The sequence below is a fragment of the Bradyrhizobium sp. CCGE-LA001 genome (assembly GCF_000296215.2).
Lineage (GTDB): Bacteria > Pseudomonadota > Alphaproteobacteria > Rhizobiales > Xanthobacteraceae > Bradyrhizobium.
This window is the reverse complement of sequence record NZ_CP013949.1, coordinates 107,841-132,364: the sequence shown is the minus strand read 5'-3', so window position 1 is coordinate 132,364 and position 24,524 is coordinate 107,841. Positions and strand designations below refer to the sequence as shown.

Sequence of the window (24,524 nt, the reverse complement as noted above, 5' to 3'; positions counted from 1 at the left end):
GGCGCGCGCCCGGCACAGGAGCTGAGCCATGACCCTCGTCAGCGGCTGGGGGCGCTTCCCGGTCGTCGATAGCGACGTGCTGCGTCCGCGCTCGTTCGCGGCGGTCGGCGAGGCCGTCGAAGCCGGCACGATCGCGCGCGGCAACGGCCGCGCCTATGGCGATGCCGCGATTGGAACCGTCCGGACCGTCACGATGACCGGCTTCGACCGGGTCAGGTCGTTTGATCCCGCAACCGGCCGTATCCGCCTCGAAGCCGGCATGCTGCTCGCGGACCTGGTAGAGACGTTCGGTCCGCGCGGCTTCCTGCCCTTCGTCGTGCCCGGCACGCGCTTCGTGTCGATCGGCGGCGCCATCGCGGCCGACGTGCACGGCAAGAACCATCATTGCGAGGGCGGCTTTGGCCGCTATGTCGACAGCATCCTGCTGCGCACCGGGCAGGGCGAGGTGATCGAAGCCTCGCGCGAACAGAATTCCGATGCCTTCTTCGCGACGATCGGCGGCATGGGCCTGACCGGAATCATCCTGGAAGCGACGATGCGGCTGCGCCCGGTCGAAACCGGATGGATTCGCGAGCGGGTGATCTGTGCATCCGATCTCGACGCGGCGATGCGCGCGCTCGATGCGGGCGATAGCGCGACCTATTCGGTGGCGTGGATCGATTGCGTCGCGCGCGGCAAGGATTTCGGCCGTTCGCTGATCTATCTCGGTGAGCATGCCGGCAAGGACGAGCTCACGGAGGGTGCCGCTGCATTTCCTGTCGGTAAGGATCCCGGCCTCGGCGTGCCCGTCGATCTGCCCGCGATGACGCTGAATCGCTATAGCATCCGCGCTTTCAACGAGATGTACTACCGCATGGGCGCACGCCGCGCCGGCGGCAGCCGCCTGGTCTCGCTCTATCCCTATTTCTTTCCGCTCGACAGCATTGCCGACTGGAATCGCATCTATGGCAGGCGCGGCTTCCTCCAGCATCAATGCGTGATCCCGGAAGCCGGCGCGCGCGCTGTGCTGGGCGACATCCTCGAACGCGTCGCACTGCGTGGCGATGCTTCCTTTCTCGCAGTGTTGAAGAAGCTCGGCCAGGGCGACGGCATCCTGTCGTTCCCGCTGCCCGGCTACACGCTGGCGCTGGATTTCCCCGTACAGGGCGACATCCTGAATTTCCTCGACGAGATCGATCGTTTCGTCGTCGCCGCCGGCGGGCGGCTCTATCTTGCCAAGGATGCGCGCCAGTCGCGCGCGACCTTCGCGGCCGGCTATCCCGCCTTGCAACGCTTCAACGCGATCCGCAAATCGCTCGATCCTGCCGGCAACATCCGCTCGAAGCTGTCACAACGTCTGTTTGATGAGGTCTAGGCCGTGACGTCACGCAAATCCGCGATCGTGCTGGGTGGTTCCTCCGACATCGGCCGCGCCACCGCGCGCGCCTTCGCCAAGGCGGGATACGATGTCGCGCTTGCGGGCCGCGACGTCGCCGCGCTGGAGCCTGATGCTGCCGATCTGCGCGCGCGCTACAATGTCGAGGTGGGTCTGCACAAATTCGATGTGCTCGACACCGCCTCGTTCGATGGCTTCGTCGCCGGCCTCCCAGCGCTGCCGGACGTCGTCATCTCGATCGTCGGTCTTTTGGGCGTGCAGCAAACTGCCGAGAGCGATCTCGCTCATGCCGCCACGATCATGCGCTCCAACTACGAGGGCCCGTCGCTGATCCTCGGTCTGTTCGCCGAAAAGTTTCTGGCCCGCGGCAGCGGCACGCTGGTCGGCGTGTCCTCCGTCGCCGGCGATCGCGGCCGCGCCTCGAACTATGTCTATGGTTCGGCGAAAGCCGGCTTCTCCGCCTTCCTGTCGGGCTTGCGTGCCCGCGCCAGCAGCAGTGGCGTCCACGTCGTCACCGTCAAGCCGGGCTTCGTGCGTACCAAGATGACGGAAGGCATGAAGCTGATCGGCCCGCTCACGGTGGAGGCGCCTGTGGTCGGCGATGCGATCCTCGCCGCGGTCGAGAAGAAGACCGACGTCGTCTATGTCAGCGCCAAATGGCGCCTCGTGATGCTGATCATCAAGACGCTGCCGGAAGCGGTGTTCAAGAAGCTGAAGTTTTGAGGCTGTTACCGCGCCGGCGGTCCGCCCCGTGGCCCCGCTCGCCCCACGAACTCGTCATGCCCGGCCTTGTGCCGGGCATCCACGTTCTTGGTCCCGAGCGAAGAAAGACGTGGATGGCCGGGTCATAGGCGAGCAAAGCGACGCCGTTCTTCGAACGGCTATGCCCGGCCATGACGACGGAGAGAGACGCCTCACACGCTCATACGCTGGAACTGGCCCTGCGGGCGGAAGCGCCAGAGATATTGCGGAGCGATGGCTTCCAGCGAGTCCGGCGTGATGCCGAGCCCCTCCAGCGTCAGGCTTGCCGCCTTGGCCGCATCCGACACGACATTGTCGCGCTCGAGCATCGTGACCTGGTCCGCCGTCAGCTTGAACGCGCCCGGCGCGAATTGCAGGACAGCGGCCTGGAAGCGGGCGAGGCTGAACGACAGCGGGACCAGCATCCGCTCGCGGTCGGTGATCTCCAAGATGGTCTCGATGATCTCGCGCATGGTCAGCACTTCCGGCCCGCCGAGCTCGTAGGTCGCCCCCGCTGTCGCCTTACCGTCGACGGCCTCGGCAATCGCAGTGGCGACGTCGCCGACATAGACCGGCTGCATCCTGGTATCGCCGCCGATCAGCGGCAGCACCGGCGACATCCGGGCAAGCGCGGCAAAGCGGTTGGTGAACTGGTCCTCGGGGCCGAACATCACGGATGGGCGGAAGATCGTCGCCGACGGCACCGCTGCCCTGACCGCGGCTTCGCCGGCCGCCTTGGCCTTGGCGTAGCTCGAGGGCGATTCGGCGTCGGCGCCGATTGCGGAGACGTGGATCAGCTCGGCGCCGGCCGCGGCCGCCGCCTTGGCGACGGTCTCGGCCCCCCGGGCCTGGACGGCGTCGAAGGTCTGCGCACCGCTTTCGGTCAGGACCCCCACGAGGTTGATGACGACATGCGAATCACGCAGCGCCGCCGCGACCGAGGCCGGATAGCGCAAATTGGCCTGCACCGTGTGGACCTGCCCGACCTTGCCGGACGGCTGGAGGTATCCGGCCAGTTCCGGCCGCCGCACCGCGACCCGGATCCGGTAATCCCGCTTGCACAGGGCGCGGACGACATTGCGGCCCAAAAACCCCGATCCGCCGAAAACCGTGACGAGCGTGTCCAGATTCGATGCCATGGGGTCGGTTCCTGCAGGAAGGGTAAGGTGTTGTCAGGCTTGTATCGGGCCGGTTTGCGATGCGCAATCGGCATCCCGAGGCCGGCCGCAAGCATGAATTGACAACCGCGTCACCGAACCGTAGTAACCGCCTCCGTGCCCCAAACGGCATGCCCAGGTGGTGGAATTGGTAGACGCGCTGGCTTCAGGTGCCAGTGGCTTAACGGCCGTGAAGGTTCGAGTCCTTTCCTGGGCACCAAGGTTTGTTTAAGGCCTTGATCGTTCGTCAAGTGATTGAGAATTGATGGTTTTCGGCCGCCCGTTCGTTCAAGCGGGCGGCGGTGACAATAATTCTGTGGGCGATGCAGGTTGTAGTGGCGGAAGGCCGGCGGGTGAACTGCGCTTCGCCCAAATGTCACGCTACCGCTTCGCCACGGAGCTGACCCGTGTTGGGCTTGGTGGCGGCAGCCCATTTCTTCCGCACGCAAAGCGATATTTCGGTACGCTGTCGCTTGGTCTTAGAGCCGCCCTGAGGTCATTATCGGTGTCTTCGGTAGCAAGCGCTCGAACGCAAGCGCCCTCTCGATGTAGCGCACGCATCGACGCATCGATCATCTGCCCGGTCGCGGGCGGTGTAGGCGTCGCTTTTGCTTGAAGCTGTTCGTAGCCGCCAAGCGAGCGTTGGCCTGCGCGACTACCTCGACACTGCTGGCGAGGGTAAAATAGCTGTGCTCGAAGGTTGCGAGCACTTGTTTGTCTCGCTCCTCCTTTGCGGCCAGCCGTGCGGCCCTGCAACGGTCAGCCAGCTCGCGGTATTCTCGCGCGGTTCTCATGACAACCAAGCCATCATCGGTGCGGACGTTCCTGCGCCGCGCGACTTTGAATTAACCTGCATTAGCGAGTTTTCGCAGGCTGCAAGAAAAGCAGGAACAGCGAAGAATACGCCCCGTTACCCGAATCCATGACGATCATTGCTTTCCTCCCCTGACTGACCCGGTCACCATTGTGGCCGGGTCCTTTGTCAGGAGCGGGTGCAGACGCAGGCACAAGCTATGAAATGGATGCTGGTTGTTCTGGTCGGCGGCGTCTCGCCCGTCAACACCGATCTGGTCTTCGACAAGTTCAGCGACTGTCTCGCCGCTGAGGAGCAGATGCGACAGCATTATGCTGATGCTTTCGACGCTTGGGATCGCATGGCTGCGGCAAGGATCGATCGGCGGAGGGACTACAAGAAGGCCCGTGATGTAGAAGCCAAGCGGCTATTGAGCAATGTGGGGACGTGTGTCCCGCATGGTGGCGGCGATCAGAGGCCTGTCACGACGCAGCAGCAGCCTCCTGCTCCATCATCGCAGCAGCCCGCCGCAACACCGTCGCCGCAGCCAACGCCGCGAGGCTAACCGATTGCATGGGCCATGCTTGCGCCATGGGTGCCCTCATCGAGCATCGGCCCGCCCTCACACCACGCTCCTCCCCGCCCGCTCCGCCACCGCCTTCTGCACGAAATACATCATCACCAGGGTGACGATCGTCGTCGTGACGACGACGTAGCCGATCCGCTCGAAATGCAGCAGCGAGCCGTCCGGCGCCTGCGCGATGATCGCGGCGGCGAGCACCGAGCCGAGGCCGCCGGAGAGCTGTTGCAGCGAGGCGCTGACTGCGCTGAACGAGCCGCGCTGGCTCGGGTCGGGAATCGCCGAGATCAGCGCCTGCGACGGGATCATGCGCGAGAAGATGCCGACGAACATCAGCACGTTGACGGTGATGGCGGTCGTCAGCGAGACGTGGCCGAGATGGGTGTAGATCAGCACCATGACGACGGTCATCGCGCAGCCGAACACGAAGGTCGGATATTTGCCGAACGCGTCGCTGGCGCGGCCGACCAGCGGTCCCGTGACGATGCTGAACAGGCCGGAGACGAGATAGATCGTCGGCAGATGCGCGATGTCGATGCCGAGATTGTGCACGGTGAAGGCGCTGGAGAACGGCATCAGCATGTAGCCGCCGGTCGCCAGCAGTGTCGTGACGGCGAAGGCCAGCGTATAGCGCGGCTCGCCGATGGTCGCCACCAGATGGCGGAACGGATTCCTGTCCTGCTTCAGCTTCAGATGCGCGTCGACCGGCTCCATCGCGAAGGCGATGATGGCGATCGCGGCGATCGACAGCACGACGATCGCAAAAAAGCAGACATGCCAATTCCAGTGATTGGCGAGAAACAGCCCGGCGGGAATGCCGAGCACCTGGCTTGCCGCAAACGCGGTCTGGATGAAACCCATCACGCGGCCGCGCAGATGCAGCGCGAACAGGTCGGTGACGATCGCAAGCACGACCGATCCGATCACACCGCCGAACAATCCGGTCACGATCCGGCCGATCAGCAGCACATGATAGTTAGGCGCCATCGCGCAGAGCAGGGTCCCCAGCGTGAAGCCGACATAGAAGAACAGCAAGAGCCGCTTGCGATCGAAGCGATCGGCAAAGCCGGCGGCGAGGATGCCGGATAACCCCGCGCTGAACGCGTAGGCCGACACCGCGACGCCGAACTGCCCGGCCGTGATGTTGAGCGCCGGCATCAGGATGGCGCCGAGCGGCGACATGATGATGAAGTCGAGGATGATCGTGAACTGCGTGAATGCGAGCAGCGCGATCAGGAGCGCCTGGTAGCGCGAGAAGCCGCGCTGGCGCTCTCTTGAGTCGTCGATCGGCGCGGCGAGCGTCGGTTCGGTCATTGGCACCTGATTCACGGTCAGCGGGGCGGAATGGGAACTGGGCAGATAAGGTGGGCTTGGACGATGTCCACGGGGCACAAGGCAAAAGCTCTGCTGGCTCAGGTCGCTCGCGCCGGATTGTGGGATCCGGGCAACAGGCCTCCGGCAGGCGCCGTCCGCCGCTCCGGGTGGATTAAGCCGGCCTTAGCGAATGTCCTCTAGGCTCGCGACCGTCCATTTCCCTGCTCCCCGGCCGGATGCCGGTCATTTTGCGGTCAGTAAGAGCGTTTTCGGATGGAGCAGCCTGCCCGCCAGTACAACTCCGAGGCCCCCGCGTCGCCAGCAATTGCGGCTGCGCGGACGCTCGTGATCGATCTCGAAGGCGCGCTGCTGCGCTCCGAGCTGCTGATGGAAGCGCTGTTCAGCGCGCCCGCTCGCATGTTGGCCCGCTTCGGCGCAGGCGGAGAGGCGGGGATGGCCGCGCTCACGCGCATCCTGGCCAAGGCCGAGATCGACTACGCCCATCTGCCCTATGATTCCGACGTCCTGAACCGGGCGCTGGTGGCGCGGGCGCGAGGCGAGAAGATCTATCTCCTCGCCGGACGTTTCCCCGGTCACGCCGCTGCGATCGCCGCGCATCTTGGCTTCGACGGCGTCGTGACGCCGGCCGAGCTCGCCGCGGGCGACGCGCTGCCGTTCGATCGCGGCGCGATCGAGCGGATCGACCGCCGCCGCGAAAGCCGCGTCAGCTTCAAGACCTGGGTCAAGGCGCTGCGCGCCTATCAATACGCCAAGAACACGCTGGTGTTCGTGCCCGCCGTCACCGCCCATCAGATGAACCTGCCGACACTTGGCTATGCGCTACTGGCGTTCATGGCGTTCTCGGCCTGCGCCTCGGGCGCCTATCTGATGAACGATCTGTTGGATCTCGCGGCCGACCGGCAGCATCCGACCAAGCGCCACCGCGCGCTCGCGGCCGGCGACCTGCCGATCTCGTCGGCGCTGATGGCCATCCCGGCGCTGTGGCTGTTTGCGCTCGTCGCCAGCCTCTGCATCTCGCCACTTTTCCTCGGCGTGCTCGGTGCCTATCTCGTCACCACGATCGCCTATTCGCTCGCGCTCAAGCGCAAGATGCTGGTCGACGTCGTGACGCTGTCGGGCCTCTACGCGCTGCGCATCATCGCCGGCGCGGTCGGCGTCGGCGTCGTGCTGTCGGAATGGCTGCTGATCTTCTCGCTGTTCGTGTTCACCTCGCTGGCGCTGATCAAGCGCTTCAGCGAGCTCAGCATGCGCGAGAGCGCAGGCCTCGCCGATCCCTCCAACCGCGATTACAGGATCACCGACCTGCACATCATCGCCGCGATGGCGGCGGCGAGTGCGATGAACGCGGTGACCGTGTTCTCGCTCTACGTCTCCTCCTCCGCGGTGACGCCGCTCTACAGCCGCCCCTGGATGCTGTGGCTGCTCACCCCGCTGCTGCTGTACTGGTTCGGCCGCGCCCTGATGATGGCGCACCGCCGCGAGATTCCTGACGACCCCATCATCTATGCCTTCCGCGACGGTCCGAGCCGCACCGCGGTCGCGGCGATGATCTGCATCATGCTGGCGGCGATTTGACCCGAGCCCGTAAGGTTCCGGCCGGCGCTTGCGCGCCCCGCCGCGAGTGGGTACATCGCGAGCCATGCGGATTAGCCCAGTCTGCCGACAGACCGATTCGAGGTTTTGAAACGCCATGACCGTACGCCTGCATCGCGGCGACCTGCCCGACCTCACGCGCTACACCGGAGCGGTGGCGATCGACACCGAGACCATGGGGCTCAATCCGCACCGTGACCGGCTCTGCGTGGTGCAGCTCTCGCCCGGCGACGGCAGCGCCGACGTGGTGCAGATTCCCAAGGGCCATACCGACGCGCCGAACCTGAAGGCCCTGCTCGCCAATCCCGCCATCACGAAGATCTTCCACTTCGCGCGCTTCGACGTCGCGGTGCTGTACCAGACCTTCGGCGTCATGACAGGGCCGATTTATTGCACCAAGATTGCCTCGCGCCTGACCCGCACCTACACCGATCGCCACGGCCTGAAGGACCTCGTGCGCGAGGTGCTCAACATCGACCTCTCCAAGCAGCAGCAGTCCAGTGACTGGGGTTCCGACAGCCTGACGGAGCCGCAGCTCGCCTACGCCGCGTCGGACGTGCTGCATCTGCATGCGCTGCGCGAGCGGCTCGATGCCATGCTGGTGCGGGAAGGCCGCAGCCAGCTGGCGCAGTCCTGTTTCGACTTCCTGCCGACGCGCGCCTTGCTCGACCTCCAGGGCTGGGCGGAAGAGGACATTTTCGCGCATTCCTGACGCCGCGCTGGCTCGCTAGGTTCAGGGTTGTCGCCCCGTTTCGGACACTTTCGTAACGGCCTGTCCGGCTGCATATTTCGGCGCCGCCGGGTACAATGGGGCGTCCTGCAACCCGACCAGGCGGCACCTCAGGAGCTCAGGTGAATTCGGCCCAGAATCCCACTTACGACGCCGCGCTTGCGGCGAAGTTTGCCAGCGCGGCGCGCCACAGCCGCCTGGTGCGGATTCTGCGCGTCGCGGTGCCGGGGGCGGTGCTGCTGTCCATGGCCGCCATCGTCGGCGTGTCGATCTTCAATCCGTTCCGCATGCTGATGCCGAAGCTGCCGCTCGATTCCGGAAGCCTCGTGGTGTCAGGCACCAAGATCACGATGGAATCGCCGCATCTGGCCGGCTTCACGCCGGATCAGCGGCCCTATGAGCTCTGGGCCAAGACCGCGACCCAGGACATCACCGATCCCGATCACGTCGATCTCTCCGACCTGCGCGCAAAGGTGCTGATGGAGGATCAATCCAACCTGTTCCTCGACGCCCGCACCGGCCGCTTCGACAACAAGCAGCAGCAGCTCGATCTGCGCAAGGACATCCTCCTGCGCACCTCGAGCGGCTACGAGGCGCGGCTGAACTCCGCCTTCGTCGACATGAACAAGGGCACCGTGACGTCGGATGAACGCGTCGACGTCAAGCTGACCAACGGCACGCTGAGCGCCGACCGGCTGCGGATCACGGAAGGCGGCGAGCTCATCCGCTTCGAGGGCAACGTGGTGATGCACCTCGACAAGCTGGACGATCCCGCGGCCGCTCAGCCTGTGCCTCAAGCCGAGCCCGCGCCCCTGCCCGCGAAGACGCGGACGCCTCAGAACAAATCTGCCAACTCGAAGTGATTTTCATGAACGTTTTCTTCTCGCGCAACGACAGCAAGCGCAGCGTGATCATCCGCGCCGCCGCGCTGATCGTCGCCGCCGCTGCACTGGACGCCGGCGGAGCCGCCCTTGCGCAGACCTCGATGCAAGGCGTGCCGAACGCGATGCAGGGTTTTACGCAAAACCGCGATCAGCCGATCCAGATCGAGGCCGCCTCGCTCGAGATGCGCGACAAGAAGAAGGAGGCGACCTTCGCCGGCAATGTGAAGGTCGTGCAAGGCGACACCACCATGACCTCGAAGACGCTGGTGGTGTTCTACGACTCCGGCGGCGACAAGCCCGCCGCGCCGCAACCCGGGGCGAAGGGCGCGAAGGCGCCGATGCAGTCGGCCACGCCGGGCCCGGGCGGCAGCTCCTCGATCAAGCGGCTGGAAGCACGCGGCAATGTCGTGGTCACCCAGAAGGACCAGGTGGTCACAGGCGAGACCGCCGTGTTCGACACCAGGACCAATCTGATCACCATGCTCGGCGGCGGCGGCGGCCAAGTGGTCCTGACGCAGTGCAAGAACGTCATGCGCGGCGATCGGCTGACCGTCGACATGACCACCGGGGTGTCGCGCGTGGAATCCGACACCGGCCGGGTCCAGGTCCTGCTGCCGCAGGGCGCCGGCAGCGACTGTGGTCAGGGGGCCAAGTCCGGCGCGGCGCCGCCAGTGCAGATCCCTGGTACAAGTAAACAAAAGTAAATTCAGGCACTTGTCTCCGATCGACCCGAGACGAGGTTGAAGCTTGCCCGGCGAGACTGTATTTAGCGCGCAGGGCTTTCGAAGCGGGGTTCGCCGCTTTTCGGGCGTGTTTCACTGGGCATGAGACATCCCTTTACTCCTGCTGCACCGGCGAATCGCCGCCGGGCGGCAGATCGCGTGAGCGCCGCGGACAACCGCGCAAGGCTAGAAGGCGGGGATGGTCGATCTCTTCAGCATGTTCCGTCGGCGCCCCGCCAAGCGCGGCCGGCCAGGATTTGCGCGTCAGGACATCACCACGCTCGGCGACGGCGCCGGCGGCCTCGTGACCAGTCCCATCAGGGATCAGCCGGCGCGCGTGGTCGACCAGTTCCAGCCTGACTACGAGGCCCACTATCAGGCCGATCCGCGCCCGCAGGCGGTTCACCCCGTCAGAAACGCCGCCGCGTCCAACGGCGCCGGCGGGCCGCAGCTGCTGAAGCGGCCGGGCTTCCTGGCCGTGCATGGCGTGAAGAAGTCGTTCGGCAGCCGCCAGGTCGTGCGCGGCGTCAGCATCTATGTGCGGCGCGGCGAAGCGGTTGGCCTGCTCGGCCCGAACGGCGCCGGCAAGACCACCGTGTTCTACATGATCACGGGCCTGATCAAGGCCGATCACGGCGCGATCGAGCTCGATGGCCATGACGTGACGAAGCTTCCCATGTATCAGCGCGCGCGGCTCGGCATCGGCTATCTGCCGCAGGAAGCCTCGATCTTTCGCGGCCTCACCGTCGAGCAGAACATCCGCGCCGTGCTTGAAGTGGTCGAGCCCTCGCGCAAGAAGCGCGAGCAGCAGCTCGATTCGCTGCTCGACGAGTTCAACATCACGCGACTGCGGAAGTCGCCGTCGATCGCGCTGTCCGGCGGTGAGCGGCGCCGCGTCGAGATCGCGCGCGCGCTAGCGACGCGTCCGAATTACATGCTGCTCGACGAGCCCTTTGCCGGCATCGATCCGATCGCGGTCGGCGACATCCAGGACCTCGTCCGCCACCTCACCAATCGCGGCATCGGCGTCTTGATCACCGACCACAACGTCCGCGAGACGCTCGGCCTCACCGATCGCGCCTACATCGTCTATGCCGGTGAAATCTTGACCGAGGGGACCCCGGATGAGATCGTTGCCGATCCGGACGTCCGCCGCCTTTACCTTGGCGAGGAGTTCCGCCTCTAGCCCGTTTTTCCAATTCGTCAAGGCGTGTACATCGGGCCCGGACTAGGATAAGCAAAAATCGGACCAATTTTTGGGAACGGTTCTTGCTTCATGGCGCTTACGCAGAGATTAGAGTTCCGGCAATCGCAGTCGCTGGTCATGACGCCGCAGCTGATGCAGGCGATCAAGCTGCTGCAATTGTCCAACCTCGATCTCACCACCTTCGTCGAGGAGGAACTCGAGCGTAACCCCCTTCTGGAGCGCGCCAACGACGAGGCCGGCAGCGGCGAGGCGCCGGCTGAGGCCGGCCAGTTCAGCGATGGCGATGAGGGCGGCAGCCAGGGCGATGACGGCTTTGGCGGCAGCGCGGAGGGCTTCGAGCCCGGCCAGGAAGAATGGATGAGCAAGGATCTCGGCACCCGCGCCGAGATCGAGCAAACCCTGGACACCGGCCTCGACAACGTCTTCTCCGAGGAGCCGGCCGAGGCGGCGGCGCGCAATGCCCAGGACGCTGCGCCGACCACCTACACCGAGTGGGGCGGCGGCGCCTCCGGCGACGAGGATTACAATCTCGAGGCGTTCGTCGCCGCCGAGATGACGCTGTCAGACCACCTTGCCGAGCAGCTCTCGGTCGCCTTCACCGCGCCGGCACAGCGCATGATCGGCCAGTATTTGATCGACCTCGTCGACGAGGCCGGCTATCTGCCGCCGGATCTCGGCCAAGCCCCCGAACGTCTCGGCGCATCGCAAGCGGACGTCGAGGGCGTCCTCGCCGTGCTGCAAAAATTCGATCCGCCCGGCGTCTGCGCGCGCAATTTGAGCGAATGCCTGGCGATCCAGCTGCGCGAGCTCGACCGCTACGACCCGGCGATGCAGGCCTTGGTCGAGCATCTCGATCTCCTCGCCAAACGGGACATCGCGTCCTTACGCAAGCTCTGCGGCGTCGACGACGAGGACATCGCCGACATGATCGGCGAGATCCGCCGGCTCAATCCGAAGCCCGGCATGAAGTTTGGATCGGCGCGGCTCCAGACCATGGTGCCGGACGTCTACGTCCGCCCCGGTCCGGACGGCGGCTGGCATGTCGAGCTGAACAGCGACACCTTGCCGCGTGTGCTGGTCAACCAGACCTACTATTCCGAGCTATCGAAGAAGATCGGCAAGGACGGCGACAAGTCCTACTTCACCGATGCGCTCCAGAACGCGACCTGGCTCGTGCGCGCGCTCGACCAGCGCGCCCGCACCATCCTGAAGGTCGCCACCGAGATCGTGCGCCAGCAGGACGGCTTCTTCACCCATGGCGTCGCGCATCTGCGGCCGCTCAATCTGAAGGCCGTCGCCGACGCCATCCAGATGCATGAATCCACGGTGTCGCGCGTGACCGCCAACAAATACATGGCGACCAATCGCGGCACGTTCGAGCTGAAATATTTCTTCACGGCCTCGATCGCCTCGGCCGACGGCGGCGAAGCGCATTCCGCCGAAGCCGTCCGCCATCACATCAAGCAGCTGATCGATTCGGAAGACCCCGCGGCGATCCTGTCGGACGACACCATCGTGGAACGCTTGCGCGGCTCGGGCATTGATATTGCCCGCCGCACGGTCGCGAAGTACCGCGAAGCCATGCGCATACCCTCCTCGGTGCAACGCCGCCGTGACAAGCAGAGCGCTCTTGGTAACGTCCTCTCCACCGCAATGTCCGATCGCTCCCGCAACACCGAACCGGCCTGATTGCACTGGCGCGGAATCGCGCTACTCTCGGCTCCCCTTTGCAACCGATCCAAGCACGCGCATGAACCGGACAAGTGCACAGCGGTTTCCCCTCTCGACGAACGCGGAACGTGGTGCAGATCATGCGCAGGGAACGACCTCGGCTGCGACGACGCGTCGTCGCAGCCGAGGAGCAAACCAAGCGAGGCATCCATGACTCTTCGGATTTCGGGCAAGAGCATCAGCGTCGGTGAGGCCCTGCGCGGCCGCGTTGCCGGCCGCACCGACGAGGTGCTGCGCAAATATTTCGACGGCAATTATTCCGGCCATATCACGCTGAGCAAGGACGGCTTCGGCTTCCGCACCGATTGCGCCCTGCATCTCGATTCGGGAATCACGCTGGAAGCCGATTCGAACGCGCCGGATGCCTATGCCAGCGCCGACCAGGCCCTGGTGATGATCGAAAAGCGGCTGCGCCGCTACAAGAACCGGCTCAAGGACCGCTCCGCCCGCAAGGCCCATGCCGCCTCCGAGGCGATGGCTGCGCTCGATGCGACGGCTTATGTGCTGGAAGCGCCCGGAGAGGGCGAAGAGGAAGTCACCGGCTACAGCCCCGTCATCATCGCGGAGCAAACCACCTCGCTGAAGCAGCTCTCGGTCAGCGAAGCCGTCATGGAACTCGACCTCAGCGGCGCACCTTGCCTGGTATTCCAGCATGGCTCGTCAGGCCGGGTGAACATCATTTACCGCCGCGCGGATGGCAATGTGGGCTGGGTTGATCCCCCCGGCGCCAAGGTCGACGGCAAGGCGGACGGCTAGGCCGAAGGGCCCGTACGATCCCGGACCTTAACAATGACCCGTGGCAAAGCCGCACGCGGGAGTTGGCACCGGGATTGCGTTGGAGTAGAAGCGCCCCACATCAGGATCGGGGCTAAGTCCCCCTCCTGCTTCATGTTATTGACGCCGGCCCCGCTTGGTCTTCCAAGATGGCCAAATCGGAACCTGACGGTTTAATTCACCTCGGAAAGCTTCCATGCCGATTACCGATCTGGTCGCACCCGAGGCGATTCTCCCGGCATTGAAAGTCAACAGCAAGAAGCAGGCCTTGCAGGAGCTCGCTGCCAAGGCCGCCGAGCTGACCGGCCAGAACGAGCGCTCCGTGTTCGAGGTGCTGCTCCAGCGCGAGAAGCTCGGCACCACCGCGGTCGGCTACGGCGTCGCCATTCCCCACGGCAAGCTGCCGAAGCTGGAGAAGATCTTCGGCCTGTTCGCCCGGCTCGACCGCCCGATCGATTTCGAGGCGATGGACGGCCAGCCGGTCGATCTGGTCTTCCTGCTGCTCGCCCCCGAAGGCGCCGGCGCCGATCACCTCAAGGCGCTCGCCCGCATCGCCCGCCTGCTGCGCGACCAGGACATCGCCAAGAAGCTCCGCGCCTCGCGCGATGCCCAGGCGATCTATTCGGTGCTGGCCCTGCCGCCGGCGACGGCGGCGTAATCGTCAGTCGCTGACTGCGAGAGCGGCGAGCGTCTTAACTCACGCTCGTGCCCCGGACCCAGCGCAGCGCTCTTCAGCGGTGCGCTGCAGAGCCGGGGCCCATGTCACCCCCATGTCACCGCATCTCCTCGTGCTGCCTTCCAGGTCCCGGCTCTGCGCAGCAGCGTTGCACGCTGCAGCGCGTCCGGGACACGAGACTTGAGCGCGCTGTAGCCTCGCACTCCGTCATTGCGAGCGCAGCGAAGCAATCCAGAATGCCCACGGAGGGATTCTGGATAGCTTCGTCGCAAGTGTTTCTCGCGATGACGATGCGGAAAGGGCATCCGCGACAAAAAAGCGCGACGCGTGCGTTTGCGCCGTGCGCGGTTGCGGTGTCGTGCGCTTTCCTTGTCGAAAGCTAAGCTCAGAGCGTCGTTGTCACGCTCGAAGCGCCATGTTGCCGCGCTTTGTGCTCACCTCTCACAAACTGCATTTCCAAAAGTATCTAGGTGTTGCTGGCCGAGTACAGCGGGCCTGAATCAGCCGATGTATCTTACCGGTGTTTTCTATTGCTGATTGTCGGGGGAATGATGATGAAGCGACTGCTACTGGCGACGTCGGCTCTGATTGTCGCAGGCTCCGCTCAGGCCGCGGACTTGGGTGCCCGTCCCTATACGAAGGCGCCGATCGCGGCGGCCGTGCCTTTCAGCTGGACCGGCTGCTATGTCGGCGGTCATGTCGGCGGCGGTGCGAGCCGAACGGGTTTCACGGATCCTGGCATCGGAACGGGAGCGCTTATCTCGCCCGCAATGACCATCGGCAATGTGCCTGGTGATCGCATTGGGGTGAACGGCGACGTCGGAATTGTAGGCGGCGTTCAGGCTGGTTGCGACTATCAATTTGCCAGTAACTGGGTGCTCGGGATTGCCGGCGATTTCACGGCCACCGATCTTCACGGCACGGCCAACGATCCGTTCTTCGCCGGCAAGACCGGCGCGCCCGCCACTCTATCGAGCCGCACCGATTGGGTCGCCAGCATCACGGGTCGGCTCGGCTACACATGGGATCGCGTCCTCGTCTATGGCAAGGGCGGCGTCGGATTTGCGCATGACCGGTACAGCCTGAACAATTTCCCGTCGATCGGCGGTTTCGTTTGTCCCGGCGTGGGATTCCTCGTTTTTGATCCCTGTAATTCAAGTGCCAGCACCGATCGCGTGGGCTGGGTGGCAGGTGCCGGTGTCGAATGGGCCTTCGCTCCCAACTGGTCGGCCTTGATCGAGTACACTCACTACGGCTTCGACAGCAAGCGCGTGGGGTTCACCAATTCGGTCGCCCCCACCACCGCATTGATCGATATCCGTCAGGACATCGACATCGTGAAGGTGGGCATCAACTATCGGTTCGGCGGATCGCCCGTCGTCGCGAAGTACTGATTGATCGCGTAAGCAGACAAAGGGAGCGGCCGGGGATCAACCCCGAGCCGCTTCCATGCGTTTCACGATGCGCTGCCCGATCGGGCTCTTCAACCAGGCCTGGAAACCGGGCCTGTCCCAGGTCATCCGACGCAGCACCAGAAGCGATCCATCCGTGTGCGATCGCACGGGATTGTCGGGTTCTGGCTCGAGCGTCCAGCCGAGCTTCGACAGATATTCAATGGTCGTCTGGTTTCGTTCCAGCACGAACGCGCGGATGCGGCTCAGCTCGAGATCGTCGAACACAAATTTGAGCAGCGGGATGAAAGTGTTCACCGTGGCGCCGGCATTGCGGTGCTCCTTTTCTCCGATCACGGCGCTGACCAGCGCTTCGCTTGCCACCGCATCGATGTCGAGGCGGATGAAGCCGACATGCGCGCGGCTGCCCCGTTCGAAGATTCCGAGCAGTAGTCGTTCGCGCTGGTCGAAGGATCTGATGTACTCGACGATGTCGGCCTTGGTCATCGCACGCGGCGACGTGTTGAGCACGTGCACCGTCCAGGGATCGGAGAGCCAGTCCGCCCAGCGCTGCGAGGCATCATCGCGCTTGATCGTGCGCAGGAAATAGCGCCCGGCCGGAAACCACAATTGTTGTTTGGCGAGGCGTTCGGCTTTGGGCGGCATGCCGCATCTAAGCAGCTTCGAGTCAGGTGAGCAATTTGAGAGCGCGCGGTGCAGATCGAGTTGATCCTGCGCACCTGCTCAGACGCAAACGGGCACGCTTTCGCGTGCCCGTTCGAAACTCTGTCCGCGCGGAAAGCGCGTGTGCTCAGTGCACGCTGACCGCTTGCAGCTCATTGCTCCAGGCGTTGGCAATCGCGGCTTCGCGGCTGTCGGTCAGCATGATCGGCGTGCCGTCGGCGGCGTGGAGCGCGAAAAGCTTGAGGCCCGGCGCGATCTTGGGCGCCTCGGGGAACAGGCCCGGCACGTCCTCTGAACGGATCTGTTTCACATAGGCGATATGGCCTTCGCCCAGGGTTGCCAGCGTCTCCGGAGAGACATTCTTGGCTTCGTATTCGAACGCAACGTGACCTTCACTCATGGTCTCGACTCCTCTGGAACACTAAGCGGTCGAGTCCGCTACTCGTTCCATTATTCGTGCTCATTGATAGCGATTGTCTTAACGATCCTCTCCGGTTCAGGCCGGGCAAGATCAATCGACAACAGCCCGTTCTTCAGATCCGCGCCCAGCACCAGCATCCCCTCCGCCAGCACGAAAGTGCGCTGGAAGTGGCGCGCGGCGATGCCGCGATGGATGTATTGCCGGGTCTTGTCGTCCTGCTGCCGCCCGCGGATCACGAGCTGGTTTTCCTCAATGGTTACATCGAGTTGGTCGCGGGTGAATCCGGCGACCGCCAGCGTGATGCGCAAACGCTCGGGCTGGTTGTCCGCGCCGCTGCACCTCTCGATATTGTAGGGAGGATAGCCGTCGGCGCCTTTGACGACCCGATCGAGCACGCGCTCGATCTCGTCGAAGCCCAGCAGGAAGGGACTGGAGAGCGTTGGAACACGAGACATAGTTTACAAAGTCCTCTCGAAGCGACTTTGGTGCATCAGGGCCCGCGAGCGGCACCCCTTGATCAGCAATATGGGCACGTTCCCCTGCGGGTTCAAGCAGGTAGCGGGAGGCTGTGGATGGTCCGATTCCACCATCGATAGGCGCGACATAGCTCAAGTGCGTCATGGCCGGGCTCGTCCCGGCCATCCACGACCTTGCTCGCGGCACTGAGAACGTGGATGCCGGGGCAATCCGGGCAGGGCGAATTCGCGAGAAATTTCTCCAATGAAAACAGGCCCCGGTCTACTGTGCATGGGGTTGTTTTCATACTCTGATTTTCGGAACCCGCTCAGGCCTCGAGTCGCTTCCGCCCGTCGCCGCTGAACAAATGCAGCTTCGCCCGCGCTGCGGCGACGCGAATCTTCTGGCCGATGGCGGGCGCTTCTGTTCCGGGAATGCGGACGATGATTTCGCCGGGCGGCAGCTCGCCCGGGGTAGCGGCGACGCGCTGGTCTTCCTCGGCGCGCGCGCCGTAGATGAAGGTTTCCGCGCCCACGCGCTCGATCGCCTCCACGGTCAGCGGCAAGGCGACGCCGCCGGCCGGGGTCTGGTCGGTGATGACGAAGTCTTCCGGGCGGATGCCGAGGATGCCGGCGTCAGCGGCGTTGCTGCCGGCGAGCTGCGATCTGATCTCCTCGGGACGTGTCGACATCAGATTCATCGGCGGCGCGCCGATAAAGGAGGCGACGAAGGTCGTCGCCGGCTTCTCGTAGATCGCCAGGGGATTGCCGACCTGCTCGACCTCGCCGCCATTCATCACCACCAGAATGTCGGCGAGCGTCATCGCCTCGAGCTGATCGTGCGTAACGTAGATCGACGTCGTGTTGAGGCGACGCTGCAACTTGCGGATCTCGACGCGCATCGCGATGCGCAGCTTTGCGTCGAGATTGGAGAGCGGCTCGTCGAACAGAAACACCTTCGGTTGGCGCACGATGGCGCGGCCCATGGCAACGCGCTGGCGCTGGCCGCCGGAGAGCTGGCGCGGCTTGCGCTCCAGCATGGCGGACAGTTCGAGCACGCGCGCGGCTTCCTCGACGCGGGTCTTGATCTCGGCCTCCGCCATGCCGCGGTTGCGCAGGCCATAGGCCATGTTGTTGTAGACGCTCATATGCGGATAGAGCGCGTAGTTCTGGAACACCATCGCGATGTCGCGATCGGCCGGCTCGATTCCGTTGACCACGCGCCCGCCGATGTCGATCTCGCCGCCGGTGACGGTCTCCAGCCCCGCCACCATGCGCAGCAGTGTGGACTTGCCGCAGCCGGAAGGGCCGACCAGCACGCAGAACTGTCCGTCGCCGACATCGACGTCGACGCCCTTGATGGCCTCGAAGCCGCCGGGATAGGTCTTTCGGACGTTGCGCAGGGTGACGTTAGCCATGGGTTGCACCGGCGAATAGCGAGCAGGGAATAGCGAATGGGGAAGGGGTAGTACGCCAGGCGGACGCAGCGACCCCATTCGCTACTCGCCATTCACCATTCGCCATCTTCACTTTTCCGTCTCGACCAGCCCGCGCACGAACAGCTTCTGCATGACGACGACGACGAAGACGGGCGGCAGCATGGCCAGTACGGCGGTTGCCATCACGATCGGCCATTCGGTCAGCGCATCGGTGGTGGTGATCATTTTGCGGATGCCGATCTGGATGGTCTGCATGTCGTCGCGCGTGGTGATCAGCAGCGGCCAGAGATATTGATTCCAGCCGAGGATGAACAGGATCACGAACAGCGCGGCCATGTTGGTGCGCGACAGCGGCAGCAGCGTATCCCAGAAGAAGCGGAAGGGACCGGCACCGTCGATGCGCGAAGCTTCCAGCAGCTCGTCCGGTACGGTCATGAAGAACTGGCGGAACAGCAGCGTTGCGGTCGCGGATGCGATCAGCGGCAGCGACAGGCCGGCATAGCTGTCGAGCATGTGGAGATCGGCGACGATCTTGTAGGTCGGATAGATGCGCACCTCGACCGGCAGCATCAGGGTGATGAAGATGATCCAGAAGATCGCCATCCGGAACGGAAAGCGGAAATAGACGATCGCATAGGCCGAGATGATCGAGACCGCGATTTTGCCCACGGCGATCAAGAGCGCCATCACCAGCGAGTTCAGCATCATGTTGCCGACCGGCTCGCGGGTGGAGCCGCTCGTGCCGACGAAGATCGTCTGATAGTAGGTTTCGAGGAAATGGCCGCCCGGCAGCAGCGACATCTGGCCGTTGGCGATCACCGCGTTGTCCTGCGTGGAGGCGACGAAGGCGAGATAGACCGGGAAGGCGACGATCGCGATCCCGATCCAGAGGATGATGTGGGCGATGTAGCGCCGAAAGCCCTCTTCCTCCACCATCAGTAGGTCACCTTGCGTTCGACGAAGCGGAACTGGATTCCGGTCAGGACGATGACCATGATCATCAGGATCACCGATTGCGCTGCCGAGCTGCCGAGATTTCCGCCGAGCAGGCCGTCGGTATAGACCTTGTAGACCAGCGTCTCCGTCGACTTGCCAGGCCCGCCGCGGGTCATGGTGTCGATGATGCCGAATGTGTCGAAGAAGGCGTAGACGATGTTGACGACCAGCAGGAAGAAGATGGTCGGCGACAGCAGCGGAAAGGTCACGGTCCAGAACCTGCGCATCGGACGCGCGCCGTCGATTGCGGCGGCCTCGAGCACGCTGCGCGGGATGCTCTGGAGGCCGGCCAGGAAGAACAGGAAGTTGTAGGAGATCTGTTTCCAGGCGGCGGCGAGGATGATCAGCGCGGCGGCTTGGTCACCGTCGAGCAGCGGATTCCAGTCGATGCCCAGATTGCGCAAGTACCGCGAGAGCACGCCGAGCGAGGGATGCAGCATGAAGATCCAGAGCACGCCGACGACCGGCGGCGCCACCGCATAGGGCCAGATCAGCAGCGTGCGGTACAGCGTTCCGCCGCGCAGCGGCTTGTCCGCCATCACGGCGAGCAGCAGTGCGAACGACAGCGACGACACCGCAATGGCGAACGAGAAGAAGAAGGTCCGGACGATCGCCTCGAAATAGGCGCGGTCCTTGAACAGGTCGAGATAATTCTCGAACCAGACGAAGCTGGTCGACAGGCCGAAGGCGTCCTGGAGCAGGAAGGACTGGATTACGGCCTGCAGGGCCGGCCAGTAGAAAAAGATCAGCACGATCGCGAGCTGCGGCGCAACCAGCGCATAGGGCAACAGCTTTGATTGGAAGATGGCTTGCTTTTGCATGGTGCCCCGAAGCGGCAGGCCGCCTTAACGGCCTGCCGCTTATAATCTCACTTTACGGCGGTCTTTTCGAACTGGCGCAGCATCGTGTTGCCGCGTTCGACGGCGGCATCGAGCGCCTGCTTGGCGGTCTTCTTGCCGGCGAGCGCCTGCTCGATCTCTTCCGCCCAGACGTCGCGCAGCTGCACCATGTTGCCGAGGCGCAGGCCGCGCGAATTGTCGGTCGGCTCCTTGTTGGTCAGCTCGAGCAGCGGCGTCTCGAGATAGGGCTGGTCCTTGTAGAAGCCGTCGGCCTTGGCCTTGTCATAGGCGGCCTTGGTGATCGGCAAATAGCCCGAGGACTTGTGGATGAAGACCTGGCGATCGGTGTCCGAGAGGAAGGTCAGGAATTTCGCCACGCCCTTGTATTCGTCGGCCGACTTGCCGCCCATCACCCAGAGCGAGGCGCCGCCGATGATCGAGTTCTGCGGTGCGCCCTTAGCGTCGGGATAATAAGGCATCGGCACCGCGCTGAAGGCGAACTTGGCTTGCGCCTTGACGTTGCCGAAGAAGGCCGACGAGGTCAGGTAGAGCGGGCATTCGCCCGACGTGAAGCGGCCTTCGCCGGTGTTGGTGCGGCCGGCATAATCGTAGGTCTTGTCCTTCTGGAGCTCGACCAGGTTCTCGAGGTGCTTGACCTGGAGCGGTCCATTGAACGAGAGCACGGTGTCGAAGCCATCGAGGCCGTTGGCCTTGCTGGCGAGCGGCACGTTGTGCCAGGCGGAGAGCTGCTCGAGATTGACCCAGGTGACCCAGGAGTTGGAGAACCCGCAGGTGGCGTGGCCGGCCGCCTTCAGCTTCTTCGCCGCGTCGAACACCTCAGGCCAGGTCTTGGGAATCTCGACATTGGCCTTCTTCAGCGCGTCGAGATTGACCCACATCACGGTCGACGACGAGTTGAAGGGGAAGGACAGCATCTCGCCCTTCGAGGTCGAGTAGTAGCCGGTGATCGCAGGCAGATAGGCCTTGGGATCGAACTTCTCGCCGGCGTCCTGCATCAGCTTGTAGACCGGTTTGACCGCCCCGGTCGCGGCCATCATGGTCGCGGTGCCGACCTCGAACACCTGCATGATGTGCGGCGCGTTGCCGGCACGGAACGCGGCGATGCCGGCGTTCATCGTGTCGGCGTAGTTGCCCTTGTAGGTCGGAATCACCTTGTAGTCGCTCTGCGCGCCGTTGAAGTCGTTGGCGAGCTTGACGATGACGTCGTTGTTCGCGCCCGTCATCGCGTGCCACCACTGGATCTCGGTCACGGCCAGCGCCGGCGAAGCCGACAAGCCGACCGTGATTGCGAGTGCGGCAGCCGCACCAAAATGTCGAAGAGCCATCAAGAAAACCTCCCTTGCCCGTCACTAAAGAAGCGCTTGCGCTAGCAGCGCCATATGACGTTCACATGACTGTGTAAGCGGGAGAAACGAAAGCGGCAAGCGCAGGAAATGGGAAGCCGGAAAATAGGCGAATGCCGAGGGCAGCCGCTTTCGTTCGCGCTGCACCTGCGTGCCCGCGCCGCAATGCGGCATGGATATCGGATGTCGAAGGCCGGCGACCTAGCGCTTGCGCTCGGGGCCGCAGACCGTGCCCTTCTCCAGCATCGAGTCGATCTCGGCCTTGGAGTAGCCGAACTCGCCGAGCACCTCCGCCGCGTGCTGGCTGAATTTCGGCGGGACGCGGCGCAGGCTCGGCTTGCTGCGGTCGAGCCGGATCGGCGAGGCCACGCCCTTGTACCAGTCCTTCTCGATGATATCGCCGCGCGCGACCGTGTGCGGGTTGGTCAGCGCCTGGTCGATCTTCTGCACGGGACCTGCGGGCAGGCCCGCCGCGAGCAGACGGTTGCACAGCGGCTCGGCCTCGTGCTGGCTGAACACCGCGGCAAGCTCGGCGCGTAGCGCCTCGCGGTTGGCGATGCGGTCCTTGTTGCGGGCGAAACGCGGGTCGGTGCCGAGCTCGGGCTTGCCGATCTCCTTGACGAGCTTGCGGAACGTGCCGTCGTTGCCGACGCCGATGAAGATGTTGTCGGTCTTGGTCGGGAAGATCGCGTAGGGCACGAGGTTCGGGTGCTCGTTGCCGGTCAGCGAGGGTGGCTTGCCATGCATGAAATAATTCGCGGTGTGCGGATGCATGATGGCAAGGCCGGTCTCGTACAGCGTCGTCTCCAGGAACTGGCCCTTGCCCGAACGCTGCCGCTCGGACAGAGCCATCAGGATACCGATCGCCGCATAGAGACCGGTGGTAATGTCGACCAGCGGCACGCCGATCCGCATCGGTCCGCTCTCGGGCGAGCCGGTCGCGGCGATCATGCCGGTCATCGCCTGGATGATGGCGTCATAGCCGGGATTGCCGCCGCGCGGGCCGTCGGCGCCGAAGCCGCAGATCCGGCAATGCACGAGGCGCGGAAATCTTTTGCTGAGGACATCGTTGCCGATGCCCCATTTCTCCAGCGTGCCCGGCTTGAAATTCTCGATCAGGACGTCGGCGGTCTCCAGCATCTTGAGCAGCACGGCACGGCCGCCCTCGGAGGCGAGGTCGAGGCCGATCGAGCGCTTGTTGCGGTTGATACCGATGAAATAGGCCGCGTCCTCCTCGTGGAACGGAGGGCCCCATTCGCGCACCTCGTCGCCCGCAGGCGGCTCGACCTTGATCACGTCGGCGCCATGGTCGGCGAGGATCTGGGTGCAGTAGGGGCCGCCGAGCACGCGCGTGAGATCGATGACGCGCAATCCGCTCATGGCGCCCAGAACGGCTTCAGAACCCGCGGCTTTAGAACTCATGCCTTCGCTTCCCTGTGTCGACAATTGATCACAGGCCTAGCGAGGTTCGTGCACGCCAGCAATGGCCCCGCGGGCAGGGGCGTATGCGCCGCCTTGGCGCAATCCCGCGGAATGGCAAATCGGCGAAAGCGGCTGGCCCGAGGGGGATCCCGGGCCAGCCAATTCGCATGTCGGTCAGACGACTGTCAGGCGAACGTCGACATTGCCGCGCGTGGCATTGGAGTACGGGCACACCTGGTGCGCCTTCTCGACCAGCGCCTCAGCTTCAGTGCGGGCAAGGCCCGGCAGCGAGACGGCCAGATCGATGTCGAGACCGAAGCCGCCCTCCGAGCGCGGGCCGATGCCGACGGTCGAGGTCACGGAGGCGTCGGCGGGAACCTTGGGGCCGCCCTGCGAGGACACGAACTTCATCGCGCCGATGAAGCAGGCGGCATAGCCGGCCGCGAACAGCTGCTCGGGATTGTTGCCGGCACCGCCGCCGCCGCCGAGCTCCTTCGGCGTGGTCAGCTTGACGTCGAGCGCGCCGTCGAGGGTTGCCGCATGGCCGTCGCGGCCGCCGGTCGCCTTGGCGCTGGTCTTGTAGAGGACGTTCACGGACATTTTCATCTCCCTGGGGGTTCGGGTGGACGCGGTCTATATCGCAGACAATTAGATTGTGCGCAATCTAAATCGTAAAGTCTCACATTTAATTGTTCGCAATTGAATATGCGGCCGCGCACCCCCACAATGCGGCAAATCCCCGTGAGATTCTCCATGGCCCGAAAACCATCGGCGGCGGACGCGCCGCTGCGGCTCGACAACCAGATCTGCTTCGCGGTCTATTCGGCCGCGCACGCCTTCAACCGCGTTTACAAGCCGCTGCTCGACCGGCTTGGCCTCACCTATCCGCAATATCTGGTGATGCTGGTGCTGTGGGAGCGCGACGACGTGCCGGTGAAGGACATCGGCGAGAAGCTGTTCCTGGATTCCGGCACGCTGACGCCGCTACTCAAGCGGCTCGAGGCTGCTCATCTCGTCAAGCGCACGCGGTCGAAAGAGGACGAACGTCAGGTGCTGATCGCCCTGACGCCACAGGGCCACGCGCTGAAGGACAAGGCGCGCGCCGTGCCGCAATCGATCCTGGCGGCGTCGGATTGCTCGGTGTCGGAGCTGGTCGCGATGAAGGACGAGATCGTCGCGCTGAGGGATCGGCTGAATGCGGTGATCGGGGAGTAG

At 64.3% G+C, this 24,524-nt stretch carries 25 protein-coding genes and 1 tRNA gene; 15 read left to right on the top strand and 11 right to left on the bottom strand.

What is annotated here, in order from left to right:
• The first annotated feature begins 28 nt into the window (after positions 1-28).
• Together BCCGELA001_RS00590 and BCCGELA001_RS00585 are read left to right on the top strand one after the other, a co-directional pair.
• Positions 29-1,354: an FAD-binding oxidoreductase gene (locus tag BCCGELA001_RS00590; RefSeq protein ID WP_060734374.1), complete on the top strand. Its 1,326-nt coding sequence runs from the start codon at positions 29-31 to the stop codon at positions 1,352-1,354.
• 3 nt (positions 1,355-1,357) lie between these two features.
• A complete protein-coding gene (locus tag BCCGELA001_RS00585; RefSeq protein WP_060734373.1) occupies positions 1,358-2,098 on the top strand; it encodes an SDR family oxidoreductase in 741 nt (246 codons plus the stop codon).
• A 191-nt stretch (positions 2,099-2,289) separates the two neighbouring features.
• Here the strand turns inward: BCCGELA001_RS00585 and BCCGELA001_RS00580 are convergent, their stop codons facing one another.
• Positions 2,290-3,255 carry a complex I NDUFA9 subunit family protein gene (locus BCCGELA001_RS00580; RefSeq protein ID WP_008539914.1) on the bottom strand — a complete coding sequence of 322 codons (966 nt, stop codon included), beginning with the start codon at positions 3,253-3,255 and terminating at the stop codon, positions 2,290-2,292.
• 151 nt (positions 3,256-3,406) lie between these two features.
• Between BCCGELA001_RS00580 and BCCGELA001_RS00575 the strand changes: the two genes are divergently transcribed.
• From BCCGELA001_RS00575 to BCCGELA001_RS00570, 3 genes are all read left to right on the top strand, one after another.
• A tRNA-Leu gene (locus BCCGELA001_RS00575) sits at positions 3,407-3,493 on the top strand.
• A gap of 388 nt (positions 3,494-3,881) precedes the next feature.
• Entirely contained in the window at positions 3,882-4,199 is a 318-nt protein-coding gene (locus BCCGELA001_RS36670) for a hypothetical protein (RefSeq protein WP_144441075.1), read from the top strand.
• Positions 4,200-4,286: 87 nt separating this feature from the next.
• Entirely contained in the window at positions 4,287-4,631 is a 345-nt protein-coding gene (locus tag BCCGELA001_RS00570; protein ID WP_060737431.1) for a hypothetical protein, read from the top strand.
• A gap of 57 nt (positions 4,632-4,688) precedes the next feature.
• Here BCCGELA001_RS00570 and BCCGELA001_RS00565 read toward each other — a convergent pair whose 3' ends face one another.
• Positions 4,689-5,960 (bottom strand): MFS transporter, encoded by a 1,272-nt coding sequence (locus BCCGELA001_RS00565; RefSeq protein ID WP_060734372.1) that lies wholly within the window; start codon positions 5,958-5,960, stop codon positions 4,689-4,691.
• A gap of 273 nt (positions 5,961-6,233) precedes the next feature.
• Here BCCGELA001_RS00565 and BCCGELA001_RS00560 point away from each other — a divergent pair, with 273 nt between their 5' ends.
• The 9 genes from BCCGELA001_RS00560 (at position 6,234) to BCCGELA001_RS00520 (ending at position 15,692) form a co-directional block, all read left to right on the top strand.
• On the top strand, positions 6,234-7,556 hold the full coding sequence (locus tag BCCGELA001_RS00560; RefSeq protein WP_060734371.1) for a UbiA family prenyltransferase: 1,323 nt from the start codon (positions 6,234-6,236) through the stop codon (positions 7,554-7,556).
• A 115-nt stretch (positions 7,557-7,671) separates the two neighbouring features.
• Positions 7,672-8,286 (top strand): ribonuclease D, encoded by a 615-nt coding sequence (locus BCCGELA001_RS00555; RefSeq protein WP_060734370.1) that lies wholly within the window; start codon positions 7,672-7,674, stop codon positions 8,284-8,286.
• Positions 8,287-8,426: 140 nt separating this feature from the next.
• On the top strand, positions 8,427-9,167 hold the full coding sequence (lptC, locus tag BCCGELA001_RS00550) for an LPS export ABC transporter periplasmic protein LptC (RefSeq protein WP_008539923.1): 741 nt from the start codon (positions 8,427-8,429) through the stop codon (positions 9,165-9,167).
• Positions 9,168-9,172: 5 nt separating this feature from the next.
• Positions 9,173-9,892: an LptA/OstA family protein gene (locus BCCGELA001_RS00545; RefSeq protein WP_060737430.1), complete on the top strand. Its 720-nt coding sequence runs from the start codon at positions 9,173-9,175 to the stop codon at positions 9,890-9,892.
• Between the two features lie 217 nt (positions 9,893-10,109).
• Positions 10,110-11,096, top strand: coding sequence for an LPS export ABC transporter ATP-binding protein (gene lptB / locus BCCGELA001_RS00540; protein ID WP_008566157.1), 987 nt, complete (start codon positions 10,110-10,112; stop codon positions 11,094-11,096).
• A gap of 90 nt (positions 11,097-11,186) precedes the next feature.
• Positions 11,187-12,806: an RNA polymerase factor sigma-54 gene (gene rpoN, locus BCCGELA001_RS00535; RefSeq protein ID WP_060734369.1), complete on the top strand. Its 1,620-nt coding sequence runs from the start codon at positions 11,187-11,189 to the stop codon at positions 12,804-12,806.
• Positions 12,807-12,998: 192 nt separating this feature from the next.
• Complete coding sequence (gene hpf, locus BCCGELA001_RS00530) at positions 12,999-13,604, top strand: ribosome hibernation-promoting factor, HPF/YfiA family (RefSeq protein ID WP_008539951.1); 606 nt, start codon at positions 12,999-13,001, stop codon at positions 13,602-13,604.
• Positions 13,605-13,818: 214 nt separating this feature from the next.
• Positions 13,819-14,280 carry a PTS IIA-like nitrogen regulatory protein PtsN gene (ptsN, locus tag BCCGELA001_RS00525; protein WP_008141251.1) on the top strand — a complete coding sequence of 154 codons (462 nt, stop codon included), beginning with the start codon at positions 13,819-13,821 and terminating at the stop codon, positions 14,278-14,280.
• Positions 14,281-14,768: 488 nt separating this feature from the next.
• The gene (locus BCCGELA001_RS00520) at positions 14,769-15,692 is read left to right on the top strand and encodes an outer membrane protein (RefSeq protein WP_236840808.1); all 924 of its coding nucleotides are present in this window, start codon (positions 14,769-14,771) and stop codon (positions 15,690-15,692) included.
• 36 nt (positions 15,693-15,728) lie between these two features.
• Here BCCGELA001_RS00520 and BCCGELA001_RS00515 read toward each other — a convergent pair whose 3' ends face one another.
• The 9 genes from BCCGELA001_RS00515 to BCCGELA001_RS00475 all read right to left on the bottom strand — a co-directional run bounded on the left by BCCGELA001_RS00515 (position 15,729) and on the right by BCCGELA001_RS00475 (position 23,909).
• On the bottom strand, positions 15,729-16,355 hold the full coding sequence (locus BCCGELA001_RS00515; protein WP_008539958.1) for a GNAT family N-acetyltransferase: 627 nt from the start codon (positions 16,353-16,355) through the stop codon (positions 15,729-15,731).
• Between the two features lie 145 nt (positions 16,356-16,500).
• Positions 16,501-16,773 carry a DUF1150 family protein gene (locus BCCGELA001_RS00510; RefSeq protein ID WP_007598581.1) on the bottom strand — a complete coding sequence of 91 codons (273 nt, stop codon included), beginning with the start codon at positions 16,771-16,773 and terminating at the stop codon, positions 16,501-16,503.
• A gap of 50 nt (positions 16,774-16,823) precedes the next feature.
• Positions 16,824-17,249 carry an Hsp20 family protein gene (locus tag BCCGELA001_RS00505; protein WP_008539959.1) on the bottom strand — a complete coding sequence of 142 codons (426 nt, stop codon included), beginning with the start codon at positions 17,247-17,249 and terminating at the stop codon, positions 16,824-16,826.
• Between the two features lie 329 nt (positions 17,250-17,578).
• A complete protein-coding gene (locus BCCGELA001_RS00500; protein WP_008539960.1) occupies positions 17,579-18,667 on the bottom strand; it encodes a sn-glycerol-3-phosphate import ATP-binding protein UgpC in 1,089 nt (362 codons plus the stop codon).
• 108 nt (positions 18,668-18,775) lie between these two features.
• Positions 18,776-19,624, bottom strand: coding sequence for a sn-glycerol-3-phosphate ABC transporter permease UgpE (gene ugpE, locus BCCGELA001_RS00495; RefSeq protein WP_008539961.1), 849 nt, complete (start codon positions 19,622-19,624; stop codon positions 18,776-18,778).
• Positions 19,624-20,505 carry a sn-glycerol-3-phosphate ABC transporter permease UgpA gene (gene ugpA / locus BCCGELA001_RS00490; protein ID WP_060734367.1) on the bottom strand — a complete coding sequence of 294 codons (882 nt, stop codon included), beginning with the start codon at positions 20,503-20,505 and terminating at the stop codon, positions 19,624-19,626. The genes ugpE and ugpA overlap by 1 nt, the downstream gene beginning before the upstream one ends.
• 47 nt (positions 20,506-20,552) lie before the next feature.
• Positions 20,553-21,869 carry a sn-glycerol-3-phosphate ABC transporter substrate-binding protein UgpB gene (gene ugpB, locus BCCGELA001_RS00485; RefSeq protein ID WP_060734366.1) on the bottom strand — a complete coding sequence of 439 codons (1,317 nt, stop codon included), beginning with the start codon at positions 21,867-21,869 and terminating at the stop codon, positions 20,553-20,555.
• Between the two features lie 219 nt (positions 21,870-22,088).
• The gene (locus BCCGELA001_RS00480; RefSeq protein WP_060734365.1) at positions 22,089-23,309 is read right to left on the bottom strand and encodes a CaiB/BaiF CoA transferase family protein; all 1,221 of its coding nucleotides are present in this window, start codon (positions 23,307-23,309) and stop codon (positions 22,089-22,091) included.
• A gap of 174 nt (positions 23,310-23,483) precedes the next feature.
• Positions 23,484-23,909: an organic hydroperoxide resistance protein gene (locus tag BCCGELA001_RS00475; protein WP_008539979.1), complete on the bottom strand. Its 426-nt coding sequence runs from the start codon at positions 23,907-23,909 to the stop codon at positions 23,484-23,486.
• Positions 23,910-24,062: 153 nt separating this feature from the next.
• Between BCCGELA001_RS00475 and BCCGELA001_RS00470 the strand changes: the two genes are divergently transcribed.
• Positions 24,063-24,524 (top strand): MarR family winged helix-turn-helix transcriptional regulator, encoded by a 462-nt coding sequence (locus BCCGELA001_RS00470; protein WP_060734364.1) that lies wholly within the window; start codon positions 24,063-24,065, stop codon positions 24,522-24,524.